19 protein-coding genes are annotated in these 13,444 nt (G+C 56.0%); 13 read left to right on the top strand and 6 right to left on the bottom strand.

Going from position 1 to position 13,444, the window contains the following annotated elements; genetic code table 11:
* Positions 1–2,227 (top strand): autotransporter outer membrane beta-barrel domain-containing protein (locus CFR80_RS14320; RefSeq protein WP_146221657.1); only part of this gene is annotated, 2,227 nt, incomplete at its 5' end.
* 59 nt (positions 2,228–2,286) lie between these two features.
* Entirely contained in the window at positions 2,287–2,892 is a 606-nt protein-coding gene (locus tag CFR80_RS14315; protein WP_010512374.1) for an invasion associated locus B family protein, read from the top strand.
* Positions 2,893–3,077: 185 nt separating this feature from the next.
* Here CFR80_RS14315 and CFR80_RS14310 read toward each other — a convergent pair whose 3' ends face one another.
* From CFR80_RS14310 to CFR80_RS14290, 5 genes are all read right to left on the bottom strand, one after another.
* Positions 3,078–3,473 carry a type II toxin-antitoxin system VapC family toxin gene (locus CFR80_RS14310; protein WP_019092315.1) on the bottom strand — a complete coding sequence of 132 codons (396 nt, stop codon included), beginning with the start codon at positions 3,471–3,473 and terminating at the stop codon, positions 3,078–3,080.
* Positions 3,470–3,817 (bottom strand): helix-turn-helix domain-containing protein, encoded by a 348-nt coding sequence (locus tag CFR80_RS14305; protein ID WP_110507562.1) that lies wholly within the window; start codon positions 3,815–3,817, stop codon positions 3,470–3,472. The genes CFR80_RS14310 and CFR80_RS14305 overlap by 4 nt, the downstream gene beginning before the upstream one ends.
* 318 nt (positions 3,818–4,135) lie before the next feature.
* Positions 4,136–4,990, bottom strand: a complete 855-nt coding sequence (locus CFR80_RS14300) for a hypothetical protein (protein WP_110507561.1) — start codon at positions 4,988–4,990, stop codon at positions 4,136–4,138.
* Positions 4,991–5,008: 18 nt separating this feature from the next.
* A complete protein-coding gene (locus tag CFR80_RS14295) occupies positions 5,009–5,626 on the bottom strand; it encodes an XRE family transcriptional regulator (protein WP_110507560.1) in 618 nt (205 codons plus the stop codon).
* A gap of 22 nt (positions 5,627–5,648) precedes the next feature.
* Positions 5,649–6,440, bottom strand: a complete 792-nt coding sequence (locus CFR80_RS14290; RefSeq protein WP_258367827.1) for a TIGR04255 family protein — start codon at positions 6,438–6,440, stop codon at positions 5,649–5,651.
* Positions 6,441–6,923: 483 nt separating this feature from the next.
* On the opposite strand from CFR80_RS14290, the gene CFR80_RS14285 reads away from it, so the two are divergent.
* The 3 genes from CFR80_RS14285 to CFR80_RS14275 are packed head-to-tail and all read left to right on the top strand — an operon-like array spanning position 6,924 to position 8,497.
* Entirely contained in the window at positions 6,924–7,541 is a 618-nt protein-coding gene (locus CFR80_RS14285) for a recombinase family protein (RefSeq protein WP_007396326.1), read from the top strand.
* A 42-nt stretch (positions 7,542–7,583) separates the two neighbouring features.
* Positions 7,584–8,219 carry a nucleotide-binding protein gene (locus CFR80_RS14280; RefSeq protein WP_010511349.1) on the top strand — a complete coding sequence of 212 codons (636 nt, stop codon included), beginning with the start codon at positions 7,584–7,586 and terminating at the stop codon, positions 8,217–8,219.
* Positions 8,219–8,497 carry a ribbon-helix-helix domain-containing protein gene (locus CFR80_RS14275; RefSeq protein WP_258367826.1) on the top strand — a complete coding sequence of 93 codons (279 nt, stop codon included), beginning with the start codon at positions 8,219–8,221 and terminating at the stop codon, positions 8,495–8,497. Before CFR80_RS14280 ends, CFR80_RS14275 begins: the two co-directional genes overlap by 1 nt.
* A gap of 43 nt (positions 8,498–8,540) precedes the next feature.
* Here the strand turns inward: CFR80_RS14275 and CFR80_RS14270 are convergent, their stop codons facing one another.
* Positions 8,541–9,641 carry a replication initiator protein A gene (locus CFR80_RS14270; RefSeq protein WP_110507559.1) on the bottom strand — a complete coding sequence of 367 codons (1,101 nt, stop codon included), beginning with the start codon at positions 9,639–9,641 and terminating at the stop codon, positions 8,541–8,543.
* A gap of 842 nt (positions 9,642–10,483) precedes the next feature.
* On the opposite strand from CFR80_RS14270, the gene CFR80_RS14265 reads away from it, so the two are divergent.
* From CFR80_RS14265 to tnpA, 8 genes are all read left to right on the top strand, one after another.
* Positions 10,484–10,675, top strand: a complete 192-nt coding sequence (locus tag CFR80_RS14265; protein ID WP_110507558.1) for a type II toxin-antitoxin system Phd/YefM family antitoxin — start codon at positions 10,484–10,486, stop codon at positions 10,673–10,675.
* Positions 10,672–11,112 carry an antitoxin VbhA family protein gene (locus CFR80_RS14260; protein ID WP_110507557.1) on the top strand — a complete coding sequence of 147 codons (441 nt, stop codon included), beginning with the start codon at positions 10,672–10,674 and terminating at the stop codon, positions 11,110–11,112. The genes CFR80_RS14265 and CFR80_RS14260 overlap by 4 nt, the downstream gene beginning before the upstream one ends.
* Before the next feature lie 289 nt (positions 11,113–11,401).
* Positions 11,402–11,581 (top strand): type II toxin-antitoxin system HicA family toxin, encoded by a 180-nt coding sequence (locus tag CFR80_RS14255; protein WP_019087453.1) that lies wholly within the window; start codon positions 11,402–11,404, stop codon positions 11,579–11,581.
* 10 nt (positions 11,582–11,591) lie between these two features.
* Positions 11,592–12,008 carry a type II toxin-antitoxin system HicB family antitoxin gene (locus CFR80_RS14250; protein WP_110507556.1) on the top strand — a complete coding sequence of 139 codons (417 nt, stop codon included), beginning with the start codon at positions 11,592–11,594 and terminating at the stop codon, positions 12,006–12,008.
* Between the two features lie 76 nt (positions 12,009–12,084).
* Entirely contained in the window at positions 12,085–12,339 is a 255-nt protein-coding gene (locus CFR80_RS14245; protein WP_084149687.1) for a hypothetical protein, read from the top strand.
* A 192-nt stretch (positions 12,340–12,531) separates the two neighbouring features.
* Positions 12,532–12,777, top strand: a complete 246-nt coding sequence (locus CFR80_RS14240) for a FitA-like ribbon-helix-helix domain-containing protein (protein WP_181418236.1) — start codon at positions 12,532–12,534, stop codon at positions 12,775–12,777.
* Positions 12,774–12,968: a PIN domain-containing protein gene (locus CFR80_RS14235; RefSeq protein ID WP_110507555.1), complete on the top strand. Its 195-nt coding sequence runs from the start codon at positions 12,774–12,776 to the stop codon at positions 12,966–12,968. The genes CFR80_RS14240 and CFR80_RS14235 overlap by 4 nt, the downstream gene beginning before the upstream one ends.
* 3 nt (positions 12,969–12,971) lie before the next feature.
* A partial coding sequence (gene tnpA / locus CFR80_RS14230; RefSeq protein WP_181418231.1) for an IS66-like element accessory protein TnpA occupies positions 12,972–13,444 on the top strand: 473 nt, incomplete at its 3' end.

Raw genomic sequence — 13,444 nt, 5'->3', positions numbered from 1 at the left:
GGGTTCTCTGTCGGGAACTGCCAGTGGCACGCTGGACGGCACGCTGGACCTGACCAAAGCCAGCAGCACCTATTCCGGCGGCATGTCCGGTTCTGGCGGCCTGACGGTCTCTGGCGGGACGGAGACGCTGACGGGTGCGAATACTTACACAGGAGCTACGACGATCAGTGGCGGCACGCTGCAGCTGGGTGATGGCGGGACGACAGGCAGCCTTTCCGACAGTTCTGCGATCCATGACAATGGTCAGTTGACCATTGACCATGGCAATGCGTTTGCCATGGCGCAGACGATTGATGGTACGGGCAGCCTGACCCAGGCCGGCACGGGCCGGACGACGCTGAGCGGCGTGAACACCTATAGTGGGGGCACGGCAATCACAGGCGGAACCCTGGTCGGCACGACGTCCAGCTTCGGTTCGGGTGGCATTGTGGACAATGCTGCGCTGGAAGTTTCCCAGGACACTTCGGGAACCCTGGCCAATACCCTTTCCGGGAATGGCTCCTTCACGAAGTCCGGCACGGGCACGGTTGCAATTGACGGAGACGATTCCGCCTTCACCGGGAGGACCGATATTTCGGCCGGCATGCTGGATGTTGATGGGTCCCTGGCCAACTCGGCTGTCACTGTCGATAATGGGGGCACCCTTTCCGGCACGGGCACGGTTGGAAGTACGAATGTTGCCGCTGGCGGCATTCTCTCCCCGGCTGGCAGTGGTACAATCGGTACGCTGAACGTCAATGGCACCCTGGACATGGCGACTGGTTCGATCCTGGCTGCGGACGGGAACGCGACGATGACAGGTACAAGCCTGTCGGTGGATAACCAGTCCTATCAGCAGCTGACCAGTGACCTGGTGAAGGTGTCGGGTGCGGCAGCCCTTTCAGGTGGCACGGTCGACTTCCATGTGGCTGATGGCACGGCACTGAAATATGGTGAAGCCTACACGCTGGTTTCGGCAGCAGGGGGTGTCTCGGGCAAATATACGAACCTGTCGACGAACATCGTGAATGACTACACCTTCATGTCTCCGACACTGGTCTATACGGCCAATGATGTGGACCTGCTGATGCAGCGTAACGGCACCAGCTTCTCGGAAGCGGGGAATACCCGCAACGAGCGTGAGACAGGACGGGGACTGGATGATCTCCCGGACACCAGTTCGGTCGTGAAGGCGATGGAGCAGCTGAACGGCAACAGTGCCCGCAAGGGGCTGGATGCCCTCTCGGGCGAAGTACATGCTTCAGCCCGTACGGCACTGATCCAGGACAGCTTCTTCGCCCGTCAGGCAGTGTTTGACCGGCTGGCTTCCGCTGACTGTGACGGCCCCGTGGACAGCACGATCCGTACGGCCGACCTCAAGCACCGGCGCCGGACGGATGGCCATTGCTATTCGGACCGGGCCGTGATGTGGGGTGAAGCTTTTGGCAGCCTGGGCAGCAATTCGGGGGATGGCAATGCGGCGTCGATGCATCATTCGACCGCCGGGTTCATCATGGGGGCTGATGCGCCGGTCGCCGATACATGGCGTGTCGGTGGCCTGATCAGCTATGGCCGTTCGATGTTCGATGTCGGGAGCGGGCGAGGTTCTTCGGGACACAGCAACAATGTAACTGTCGGTGGATATGCTGGCACACATTGGGGCAATCTGAACCTGCGTCTGGGTGCGACCTACACATGGGACATGATCAGCATCCGTCGCAATGTGGCGTTCCAGGGCTTCCAGAACCGCTTGAACAGCGCGTATCTGGGGGGAACGGCGCAGGGCTTTGGTGAGCTGGGCTACAAGTTCCATATGGGCAACACCACGATCGAGCCCTTTGGCAATGTTGCCTATGTGAACCTGCATACGGATGGTTTCCAGGAACATGGTGGTGCCGCGGCATTGCGTGGACAGGGCATCGATACGGGCGTGACGTTCTCGACCTTTGGTGTCCATCTGGCCTCGACGTTCCAGGCGGGCCGGTTCCTGTTGACGCCGCATGCGACGTTGGGCTATCGCCATGCCTTTGGTCTGACGATTCCCACAACACATGAACTGTTTGCGGCTGCCAACAGCGGCAACATGGACATCGCCGGCGTGCCGCTCTCAATCGATGCCGCAGTGATCGATACAGGGTTGTCAGCAAAAGTTAGCAACCGGATCGATATCGGAATATCCTATGTCGGCCAGTATGGTAACCAGTCTGTGGACAGTGGCGCCCGCGCACATTTCCGTCTGAAGTTCTGAGATTGATATCCCTCTTCCTGTGACGGGAAGGGGGAACAGAAGATAAGGTACAGTTGTTTATGAACAGGAAACTTGCAGCCCTTTCAGTGGCCGGACTTCTTTGTGTTGCGGGAGGATCGGCCTATTTCTATAATAGCGCTTATGCGACAGTGAGTAGTCCCAAGGCTGTGGAACATAAGGACGAGGTTGCTCCAAGTCTGGCAACCTCCTCAGAACATATTCTCCCGGGCGGTGCGTCTTCGCTGAACGAGACCTATCAGGACTGGCGTGTTGTCTGTCAGCAGCAGGCCACGGGCAGCCGCTGTGCAATCGTGCTGCAGGAGTTCAATTCCAAGACACGTCAGCGCATCCTGAGTGTGGAACTGACCCCTCATGGATCCCAGATGCAGGGTGTGACGGTTCTTCCTTTTGGCGCTGCTCTTTCAAAGGGTGTTTCGCTGATAGCTGATGACAGGACGATCGGGTCCGGTCTGACATTCAGCACCTGCGTGCCAGCCGGTTGTCTCGTGCCGCTGAATCTGGATCAGAGACAGCTGGGAGATCTTGAGTCTGCCAAAAAGGTAGAGGTGAAGTTCTCAGCCGTATCCGGACAGGACATCAACATCCCCCTGTCCAACAAGGGGTTGGATAAAGCGGTGCGTAGGCTCAATACCGTAGAGAGATAAGTATTACTGCTCGTTGTAAGCAGAATTGACCCATGCCTCCACACTCCCCTGCAGCATTTGCCGGGGAGTGACCCTAACTTAAAACTGAGGGCACGTTCGGAGCAGGGGCACCGATGCGTTTAACGACTGACTACGCAAGATAAGAAAAAGTCCTGTAATCATAATACACTATGGGAAATAGTGCATTAGGTTAGAGTTGCGATATCGGTTTGTGGAAAATCATTCCCCTTGAAGAGAAGGGGAAGATTGTGTGCCTTGGCAAGGGCGTAGCTGGCGCAGTCACCGAAATTCAGTCCAGCGGGATGCCGCCCCTTGCCGAAGCAGATAAAGGCCTCGCGTGCCAGGGCGGCCTGCTCTGCGGAAAACGGGACAATCTCCACTCCTGCAGCTTCGATCAGTTGATCAAGGCCGGTCCACGCGTCTGGAGACGCGCTACGCCCAGCCAGCACCATGCTGGTTTCCAGAAGACTGACGCTGGAGAGCAGGCAGCGATCGGTGTCGACGATCCGGGCGAGGAAATCGTCAGCATCCGGTTCACCACGCAGGATGGCGACCAGAACCGACGTATCAAGGACGATCACGTCGGCAGGCCATTGTTGTCGTAGAGATCCTCATCAGTAAGCGGGGTAGTCCCCTGCAGCCGCGTGGCGCTGGCCCGGCTGATCGCCTGCAGACGGGTCAGGAGCACGGCTTTTTCTGGTCCGATCTGTCGGCGGCGGACCCCATTCGGGATGAATTCCACACCGGCCTGTTCGAGGGCCTGGCAGATGGTATCAGTGGCGAGTGACGCTACGCGGATTGCCGTGCGAGGTGATTCCAGGCGGCGGATGGTGACGACCGAAACGTGAGCACGTCTGGCCAGCTCCTCCTGGGGAAGATGGAGCAGGGCTCGGGCCGCGCGGATCTGGTCAGATGTCACATTCATGATTATTATATATCATAATGATATCTTTCAATCAATGCTGCTGTTGCAGGAGCATTGGTCTGTATAGCGATCCCTGTTGAGACCGGGTGCTGACAGCGATGCCCTTTTGTGGCAGTGGGTCGGGTGGCCGCAGAGGACGTGAACGCAAAAGCCCTTCACGCCCCGAACCTGTCCGGTAATATGGATTACCGGACAGGCTGTTAACGCCTCATCCCGGACGTGCGACATCGCGGTTCAATTTGCGGATAGCAGACAGTCAGGAAAGTCCAGAAAATGGTCATTCGGTTACGGAGGATTGCGGGATGATCGTCTTGGATATCACGCAGGCGTTTCTCCGACTGGAAGGAAATTTCCATGGTCACGGTCGTTCAGGCTGATGTATTCCAGTCGCCATTGATCCACGCGCCGGAGGTCAGCCAAAGTGATGGAAGTGTCGGCAATCGCCTCGCAGGCATCAATGGCGATGTCGGTTGCGGTATCTGGCTCGCCGTAAGCTTGCTTGAAAAGCGTGCCCAACTGAACAGCGACCTCCTCTGCAGCATGTCGCGCCTGAGGACCACCTTCGGTTGCATCGTACACTACGGATATCGACAATGCATAGGGCTCGCCCTCTGGAACTTCTGCAGACCGCTGTTCGCCAAGATCAAAGAACAGACCGACTAGGTGCTTGGCGTTAGATTCAAGAATTTTTCCTATCTGGCGCTCGACCGTTTTTTTCCTGCCAACTTCCTTCCGCAATCGACTTTCGAAGGCGTTGGGGAACGCCGGTCGGCCATAGCGCGCTGCGAGCCACTGCTTCAGCGTACGTTTCCCATCAATGGGTAGTGATGCTTGGTCATCTCTGGCTGCGTGCTTTTCAAATTCGCCCTTGGGCACGATGCACCGCTCTGCGTGTCGAAGCTCGACAGCGAGGGTCTGCCCGCCAGTGACCTCATAACACAGATGAAGTTTGCGCGGGTTCTTCGCGTAAGAGAACTGTGCATCTGGCGCGCTAACGACATCGGCAACGATGACCTCGACTGAGGTTTCGCTGTCATTCGGAAGATCGCAGTCATGCGTGATCACAACGATACGTTGTGATCCATCAACAGCTATATTTAGCGTTGTCAACTTGCCCGCAGTTTCGTGAGTAAGAAGATCACCTTGTCGCCAGTCGGTTTCACGCGTCAGCATCCATCGTCCTCTGAACTATCACTCGGATGAGCCGGGAATGGAAAGCTCCGCGCGCCAATCGTCCGATGGCAGGGCCTTCGAGTTCGCCAAGCCGGAACGGCTATGCGCGACATTCATGGCTTGCGCTTCGGCAATGAGCGTCTGGGTATGTTCGGGCGCAAGCTTCCCAACGGAAACCAAGTCCAGCAAGGAATGGCCATTGAATGCCTTCATCTTCAGTAGAGATGATGCGCGAGTCACCCCGGCCTTCTGGAAAGCGTCGGCAGCAAGACTAAGGGAGCATATGCGCTCCAGTTTGTTATCTTCAGGCGTGGATTCACCGCCGATCCACTTGTAGATAGCCTGTCGCGAAACGCCGAACACCGTTGTCAAATCGGCGATGGCGGGATTCAGCACCTGCCGGATATTTGCAAGATGCTCGGCGGCGGAACGGACGTCAGGGCGTGCAGCATACATGTCTATCGTTTGGACGTCGAAATAAGGCACGCTCGTATCCAGCATCTTGCCCCACTCATGGACGTAGGGAAGAGCGAACACGCTGCCGGTGCCTCCGAGCGCGCAAGCGATTACGACAACGGCAGCATCCACAGGTTGAAGAGTCGGCATGAAACGATGAGCGGGCAAGGTTGTGTACATAAGCGCCTCGATCCTGATTGTGTCAGGCCCACGCGCTGCGCGCGTGATCCGTTATCGTCGCACTGAACGCTGATTTGATCGTACCATGCAGCGAAAGTAGTTGCTCGTTCAGCTTGTCCATTTCCACTGGTATTCTACCCTCGACATAGTGATCCGTGTCGATGACCCCATGCTTACGTGCGTCCTTGATCTCGAACTTCGGTGCTATCGCCAATCCTGCAGGAAGCATATCCGCCGGGAAGCCCAAAGGACCAGTCATCCGATACACCTTGACGACCAGCGTTCCCTTCGGGACGAGCGGGCCAGTGTCCGTGGCAAACACGGATTCAGTCATAGCACGGAGGCGGGTCGCATCGAAATCAATGCCATGCAATCCGTCCGCAAGGTATTGCTCGGTAGTTTCTCCAGCGCGTGGCAAAATGGCATCAAGATATCGTAGCCCCAGTCGACTGACGTGGTCGAGTGAAACCGCATCATGTACCGCCGCCAAGCCGCGTAGCAATTCCGGGATGAATTCGTTGCGTGTCTGGTAATGGGTCGTGCGATAGGTGATCGTTGAAGGCGCGAGAATGAATCCTGCCTTTCGGTCACTGCGCGTCATCAGCCACGACACTGCCCTCTGAATCTGTGGTTCCTGTGGCTGCGCTTGACCCGGCCCCGGCACGACCAGTTGCATGAACTGCTGCGGTTCGAACAGTGGATACCCCTCACGCCGCAGTCGATCCTGGATTTGATCGACGTATTTAACCATCGCCGCAACGGGATTGAAGTGCGCCTGTGCCAACGCATAGTAGACAGGCGCATTCGACATCATCTCGCTCACAGGGCTCTCCAGATCTCTCGTGGTTGACAGATTAGTTGTCAGCTTACACTACGATTGAGGCGGGCGCCACTAGCATTTGAGATGGGGGAGTGTTTTGGCGAGGTTTGCCAATTTACGATTGATGACAAGGCAAAGCGGGTGTGGCTGCACGATTAAATATCCCCCTTCGCTTCGGTACGTCCAGCGCAACCACAGGAGATGCATGATCGACCTTGGCCATAGGCTCGGATAAATGCCAAGAGGAAAGAGCATGATGCACCAATGCCAAGCTGACGCGACCGAATTGTGTTTCATTACCGACAGCCAGCCGTCCAATGACCTGCTGATCTATCCGCACTAAAAGCAGCCCTTCCGCTTGCCCCCCCATTTCTTCCATTCAAATTAGGTTGACCCAAACAGTCTATAGTCTAATTGGGACAATCCGGAGCCACGGTGTATCAAGGGTTGCATGGTGGTTTTTCCGGGAGGGTTCAAATGGGACAGCGTGCGGTCATCTATTGCCGGGTTTCCACGGCCGATCAGTCCTGTGCGCGCCAGAAGGACGCGCTGAAGCGGTTTGCTGAACGTGCGGGCTATGAAGTGCTGGACGTTTTCATGGAGACCGGCTCTGGCGTCCGGGTGGATCGGGCCGAGCGTCGAAAGGTCATGGCATTGGCCCAAGCCCGTGAAATTGACGCCATTCTAGTGACGGAGCTGTCCCGCTGGGGGCGCTCGACCATTGATCTCATCTCCACGCTTCAGGAACTGGAGAGCTATCGTGTTTCCCTGATCGCCATAACGGGGATGACGTTCGACCTGGCGACACCACATGGACGAATGCTGGCGACGGTTCTGGCCGGGATCGCTGAGTTCGAACGGGATCTGATTAGCGAGCGGGTAAAGTCCGGTCTGGCCGCCGCCAGGGCGCGCGGGAAGGTTCTCGGCCGACAGAAAGGAGAGCGGCCGAAGTCTGACCGTCTGGCTCCGAAGGTTCTGGCGTTGGTGGCTGAAAAGCGGAGTTATCGGTGGATCGCCCGCGATCTGGGAATCAGCAAGAACACTGTTGCTGCCATTGTGCAGAGAGATAAGGTGAGGCCTTCTCTTCCCTCGTAGAAAGTGTATACAGGTATAAGATTATACGTGTAGAGGTGTAGCATGAAGGTTCTTGCTGTTCTTTCGCAGAAGGGCGGTGTCGGAAAAACGACGCTTGCTACCTGTCTCGCTGTCGCGGCTGAGCAAGCGGGTAAGGTTGTTGCTATTATTGATTTGGACCCACAGGCGACAGCCTCTTTCTGGAAAGACGTACGCCAGCTCGATACACCGGCTGTGGCTTCAATTCAGCCGATACGTTTGCCTGCAATGCTCAAAGCCTGCGCGGATGCGGGTACTGATCTTGTGATTATCGACGGAGCTGCTGTTGCGCGTGATGTAGCTTATGAAGCGGCGCGGCATGCTGACTTCGTTCTCATTCCGACGAAGACGGCCGTGTTCGATACAATGAGTATGACACACACATTGGATGTGGTTCGTCAGCTCGATAAAGCGTTCGCTGTCGTTTTAACTTTTGTGCCCCCCCAGGGGCAGGAGACAGGGGATGCCATTAAGGCCGTGACCGAATTGGGGGCAACGGTCTGTCCGGTGACAGTAGGAAACCGCAAGGCATTTTTCCGTGCACAGGCGGCGGGACAGGCTGTGCAGGAATTCGAAGCACATGGGCCAGCAGCAAACGAAATTAAGCGTCTATACGAGTATACAGATATACAATTATACAAAAATCGGGAGGTAGTGTGATGGCAAAAAGCAATACGCTACAAGCGATGCTTGATCGCGCCAAAGGTAGTGGTGAGGCAATCCCAGACCCTTCCCCGAAGCCAGATATATCATCCCGTAAACCTACGCTGAATGGTCGTAAGGGGACCAAGTTGATCGGTGGGCACTTTTCTCCTGAAGTCAGCACCCAGCTTCGTATTATAGCGGCCGAAGAGGGGACGACGGTTCAGAGTTTGCTTGGAGAAGCACTGGACGATCTGTTCGTGAAGAAAGGACGAAGCAGGATCGTTAGCAGATAAGTATACATTTATACACGTATACAATTATACACGTAGGCTGTGTCTAGCGTATAGGGTTGCGTTTGTGTCGGTTGCGGCAGAATCCGACAAATGCGGCGCTGGGGTTTTGCAACTCTGGTTGTCCGCTATCATTCCACCATGACACCCATTCATCATAGAGTGCGTAGACATCATATCCTGGAGCGACTCCTCTAGCGTCATGGAAATCCTCGGGATCGACAAATGGTTTCTGGAGCTTTGGCTCTATTACTTTGAGGGTATCCATCGTTTCCCGATTGCGAAAAGTAACTGTGTTGCTGTTTATTTCGACAGCATAATCAGGCAAGTGGTTATTGATTGCCAAGTCACGGAGCATTGAGCGAAATACGCGAATATGGCTACTGGCCCCTGTTTTTTTCTGTAAAATTTCTATAGAAACAACCCACTTTTCCTGAGCACCACAATGCTTGCGTGCAAGTTCGTATATTCTCCGTTCAAGTGGCTTGCGTAAACGGAAATAATCGCGATGTAATGTTAGTACACTTCGGCCTTCGATCATTCTGAATAGCCATTCGGACAGCGTTACCTTAATTTCGGACATTTGTCCGGAATTGGTCTTACGGACAATTCGCCATTCATTGATAAGACCAAAGCCTTCGGTGATTTCTTCTCCATCAGCTTTGATGTTGGTGGTGATCCGTGTGCCTGCTAAGCGCTCAAACGCGCTCCGAAGCCGCTTATAGCCATCACCATCGGTTTGACGGTTGGTCCACACCAATAAATCGCGTGCGGTAAGGTGGAGAGTTCGATTTGGCTGCTCACCTTGATTCATTTTCGCGATAAGCTGCGAAATGCAATAGATAAGGATATCCTTGTCATGGATCGTCGCAAGCCCTTTGACGCTCGGAACGATCTCAACTGTATTGCCATTGTGCTCGTATCGGAAAATGCGTCGATCAGGTTTAGTGGCAAGCGAGAAAATTGGATGTTCCATCGAGGCCATATCATCTTTGGGGATGGCATCAAGGACATCACAAATAAAAAGATCTGGTGTCGGATATCGTTCCGGAAGTAGAACTGAACGTCCATCAATGTTCGGGGTTTCACTGACGGTAAGTGCCAGTTCGGGGTTTCGTTGACGGGTTGCTTTGATTCGGGGTTTCATTGACGATCAGTTTAGGTTCGGGGTTTCATTGACGCAAGAGCTGGATTCGGGGTTTCGTTGACGCAGATTCGGGGTTCTGGAGTCACTAGATTCGGGGTTTCGTTGACGCAAGTGGCCCCAAAACGCTGTTTTTGTATTTTATTTTCAGTCAGTTACGTGTTTGTGGAAAACCCTTAACACTACTATTAACACATAAATTAACACTCTAAGGCTGTGGATAACTTTCCATTCTCTGCAATCTTTAGCCAAATTGCCTCCAAGCACCGCCTCTTGGGGGCTACGCCCCCGCCGGCTCGCGGCCTACGGCCGTCCCGATCGCGCTTCGCGCGATCTCCCACCCAGCATCCCCCCCTGCTCGCCCTTTCAGGGCTGCGCTAAACGGACACGCCTACGGCGCGAAATCATAATCTGACGATGCGTTGCCGCATCGTCTCTCCACCAAGACCTTCCTCTCACGCATCGGCGCCTTTGGCGCCCTACGGGGCTCCCGCTCCGCGCTCGCCCGACGCCTGCAACACCAGAAGAACCGGGCAAAACCGTAATCTGCTCAAGACACACCGGCGTTCAGGCGATCATTCAGCAGCTCACGTGTCACAACATGCCCGCCAGACGCCACAGGATGGCCGTACAGGCGTTATTATGTGTGGTGGCTAGGGGGTTTGGGGGCAATAACGGGAATTGCGCTTTGTGCGGCCTCCCAGGGCGCTCTGCGGGCCTTGTCAGGGATTGATGAGCTGGCCATTTCCTATTCGTCCGTCCAGGCCTCCTTTTCCCGATTTTCTGGCAGGGAATACGGGTTTCCTGTATATTCCAGATAATCCGTCATATCTGGATCATGCTCCATGAAAGCGTTTCCAGCGAGCAGCGTGACCCGCAATGCCAGCGATCTTTTCGAAGCGGCCGCCGTTGCACCTGTAGTCATCACCAGGCACCACAAGCCGCGTTTCGTCATCATGTCCGTGGAGCATTATGAGGCCCTGCTCAGAAGGCAGCAGGGCATCGAAGACGTTCTGGAGAAGGGGTCATCGTCATGAAAGACAGTCCCGACAGCAGCACCAATCCCGGGACATTGCCACAGAAGCGGCCCTGGCAGCTGCTGGTGATCGGGGACGGGGGAACCCTGCTGACACAGCAGGATATCGAAGCCCTGACGCGCATCCTCGATCTCCTGCCGCATGTCGCTGGCCTCGACATCACCACCTCGGCCGATTCCGCGCGCGTATCCCGGGATGTCCTAGGCAATTACATCCAGCAGGCAGACCATATCCTGGCCGGAATGTTTACGCGCAATCCCGATGTGACGGGCATAACCTTTCCGGCCCCGCATGGCAGGGCCGCTCATACGGCGACACCCGATGATCCGCATGTGCTCCCTCATGACAGGGCGCTCACCGCAATCATGGATGCACGCCAGCGCGGAGAGATCACAGCCGATGAAATGATCGCCCAGATCCGCCAGGCAGGTTCCTGAGCATCCGCACCAGTGGTGCAATGGTGTATATATGAAGAGCTGCTACCTATGGGTAGGCGCAATGTCGGCCTCGGGTATGTCGATGGGTCGTCGTAAGGGTAGCCGTAGGGTTGTAAAACGGTCGTTCCATCAATGCGTCAGGGATAGGTATCCAGGTCGTTTATGAGTGCGCGCGCGTAGATCAGAGGCGAATGTCTGTATGCTGACGACGCTTCAACCTGGATATGATCTGGCCAGATCCTCTCACGGCCTCCTTGAACAGGAATTATGTCGTGTGTATGATGTGTAAATGAAGAGTGCCGATCTGATCCGAGAGCTAGAAAAAGCAGGCTGGAAGCTGGATCGCGTGCGCGGTTCACACAACGTCTTCAAACATCCGTCGCGACCAGGGATCGTGGTCGTCCCTCATCCCAAAAAGGATCTGGGCACCGGTCTGGTTGCCGCCATCCGCAAACAGGCGGGTCTCTAGGAGGATCATCATGCGCTATCCGGTTGTTATCGAACGGGGCAGCGAGGCAACGGCATTTGGTGTTGTCTTTCCTGACCTTCCCGGCTGCTTTTCGGCAGGCGACACGCTCGATGAAGCCATTTCCAATGCGGAAGAGGCCGCTGCGGCATGGATCGACGCCACGCTGGATGCCGGAGAGGCTGTGCCTTCTCCCAGCACACTCGACGCCATCCAGAACAACCCGGATTATGAAGGCTGGACAGTGGGCTTTGTCACCATTGATCCGGCCGTCCTTGATGACCGGGTAGAACGAGCGAACATCTCCCTTCCCCGCCGCGTTCTGGAGCGGCTGGATGCGCTTGCCAGATCATCCCATGAGAGCCGTTCCGGCATGATCGCGGCCATGACCCTGCAGGCACGGCTTAAGCCGGTGGTCAAAAGCAAATGAACAACCAGAACAGGGGAGATTGGGTGATGTAGGTACGCCCGGAAATCACTCCGTGCGTCATGGAGGGGAAGCTCCCATGTCTCGCACCTATCATCACAGCCGCAGACACGGCCGGGACCATCGCTGGGCCAACCGACCGGATCGCTGTGGCTATGGAGGCTCACGTGATGCCTCTGAATCTCCAAACTGGTACAGCCATCTGCACGATATCCGCCCTGGCCGTCATCATGACAGGCATATTGCCCACCTGATCATCAAGGGCGATCTCGATCCTCTCGAGGCGGTCTTTCCGTATACCGGCACCCGGCGGCCCCACGAATATTACTGGTAATCTTCAGCGCGGGAATGAGAGATCGTTCCCGCGTTCTGTTTCCGTCTGGATTTTCAGGCCAGTTTAGACCTGCGCTTCCGTTTTCAGCTTGGCGCGAGATTTCGTCTCTTCCCTCAAACACCTAACCTGACCTGATGATTGAAAATGCGCAGTCAGTGATTGCAATGCTGTCATTGCCTGCTGGAGGTTCCTATGGCCGTCATGATTATTCGCAATCTCGATGACAGTCTCAAGCAGCGGCTCCGTCTGCGCGCAGCACAGCATGGGCGTTCCATGGAGGAAGAGGTGCGCGATATCCTGCGCTCGGCTCTTTCCGCTGAAGTGTCGCAGGGGGTGGATGCCGGTCAGGCTATCCACCAGCGTTTTGCCAGGCTGGACGGGGTAGACCTGCCTGCCGTGTCCCGTGAGGCTATCAGGGATGTGGTTTTCGGAGTGTGATCGTTCTCGACACCAACATCCTCTCCGAACTGATGCGCTCCGGGCCTGACGGGGCGGTGCTGGCCTGGATGTCCCGTCAGTCCATGATGACCATCTTCATCACGACCATGACCCAGGCCGATATCCTGTATGGGTGTAAGCTCCCGGCGACTGACGCCTTGCTGAATACTTCTGGTCTGGTTCAGCTATGAAGCATGAGCGATTTAAGAGATAGGGACGCGGTACTACCTGCGAGTGTCGCAGGTAGTACCGCAGAGAGGCTCCAAAGGAGCGGTAGAGAGACAGGCGAGCGGGACAGGCTGGCGGGCGCCTCGCGGATCGAGATCGTTTCGGATCGCCGCCGCTGGCACGCCCCTGAATTTCGCGCGCGAGTGGTCATCGCGTCCTACGAGAGCCGACGCCCCATAAGGGAGGTGGCTGCACAGTATGGGATCCATCCAAGTCTGGTGTTTCGCTGGCGGCGAGAGGCTCGGGCCAAAGGCGGGACATCGTTCATACCTGTCATGGTGGCCCCGGCCCCCGAGCCGCAGCCATTGGAGCGTCGGAGAGAACAGGGAACGCTGTCCGACCGAGCCGTCAGCCTGGTCTTTCCGGACGGTGTGCGGCTGGAGTTCGACACAGGGCTGTCCGCTGATCGTCTGCGTGAGATTGTGGGCGCACTACGATC

The sequence above is a fragment of the Komagataeibacter oboediens genome (assembly GCF_003207815.1).
Classification (GTDB): domain Bacteria; phylum Pseudomonadota; class Alphaproteobacteria; order Acetobacterales; family Acetobacteraceae; genus Komagataeibacter; species Komagataeibacter oboediens.
Note: the sequence above shows the minus strand (reverse complement) of the source record. Positions and strands in the feature narration are given on the sequence as shown.

Bases quoted from the DNA above. Each gene is read 5' to 3' on its own strand.
- CFR80_RS14315 (WP_010512374.1), top strand. From the start codon at position 2,287: ATGAACAGGAAACTTGCAGCCCTTTCAGTGGCCGGACTTCTTTGTGTT.
- CFR80_RS14305 (WP_110507562.1), bottom strand. From the start codon at position 3,817: ATGAATGTGACATCTGACCAGATCCGCGCGGCCCGAGCCCTGCTCCAT.
- CFR80_RS14300 (WP_110507561.1), bottom strand. From the start codon at position 4,990: ATGCTGACGCGTGAAACCGACTGGCGACAAGGTGATCTTCTTACTCAC.
- CFR80_RS14295 (WP_110507560.1), bottom strand. From the start codon at position 5,626: ATGTACACAACCTTGCCCGCTCATCGTTTCATGCCGACTCTTCAACCT.
- CFR80_RS14290 (WP_258367827.1), bottom strand. From the start codon at position 6,440: ATGATGTCGAATGCGCCTGTCTACTATGCGTTGGCACAGGCGCACTTC.
- CFR80_RS14285 (WP_007396326.1), top strand. From the start codon at position 6,924: ATGGGACAGCGTGCGGTCATCTATTGCCGGGTTTCCACGGCCGATCAG.
- CFR80_RS14280 (WP_010511349.1), top strand. From the start codon at position 7,584: ATGAAGGTTCTTGCTGTTCTTTCGCAGAAGGGCGGTGTCGGAAAAACG.
- CFR80_RS14275 (WP_258367826.1), top strand. From the start codon at position 8,219: ATGGCAAAAAGCAATACGCTACAAGCGATGCTTGATCGCGCCAAAGGT.
- CFR80_RS14270 (WP_110507559.1), bottom strand. From the start codon at position 9,641: ATGAAACCCCGAATCAAAGCAACCCGTCAACGAAACCCCGAACTGGCA.
- CFR80_RS14265 (WP_110507558.1), top strand. From the start codon at position 10,484: ATGAAAGCGTTTCCAGCGAGCAGCGTGACCCGCAATGCCAGCGATCTT.
- CFR80_RS14260 (WP_110507557.1), top strand. From the start codon at position 10,672: ATGAAAGACAGTCCCGACAGCAGCACCAATCCCGGGACATTGCCACAG.
- CFR80_RS14255 (WP_019087453.1), top strand. From the start codon at position 11,402: ATGAAGAGTGCCGATCTGATCCGAGAGCTAGAAAAAGCAGGCTGGAAG.
- CFR80_RS14250 (WP_110507556.1), top strand. From the start codon at position 11,592: ATGCGCTATCCGGTTGTTATCGAACGGGGCAGCGAGGCAACGGCATTT.
- CFR80_RS14245 (WP_084149687.1), top strand. From the start codon at position 12,085: ATGTCTCGCACCTATCATCACAGCCGCAGACACGGCCGGGACCATCGC.
- CFR80_RS14240 (WP_181418236.1), top strand. From the start codon at position 12,532: ATGGCCGTCATGATTATTCGCAATCTCGATGACAGTCTCAAGCAGCGG.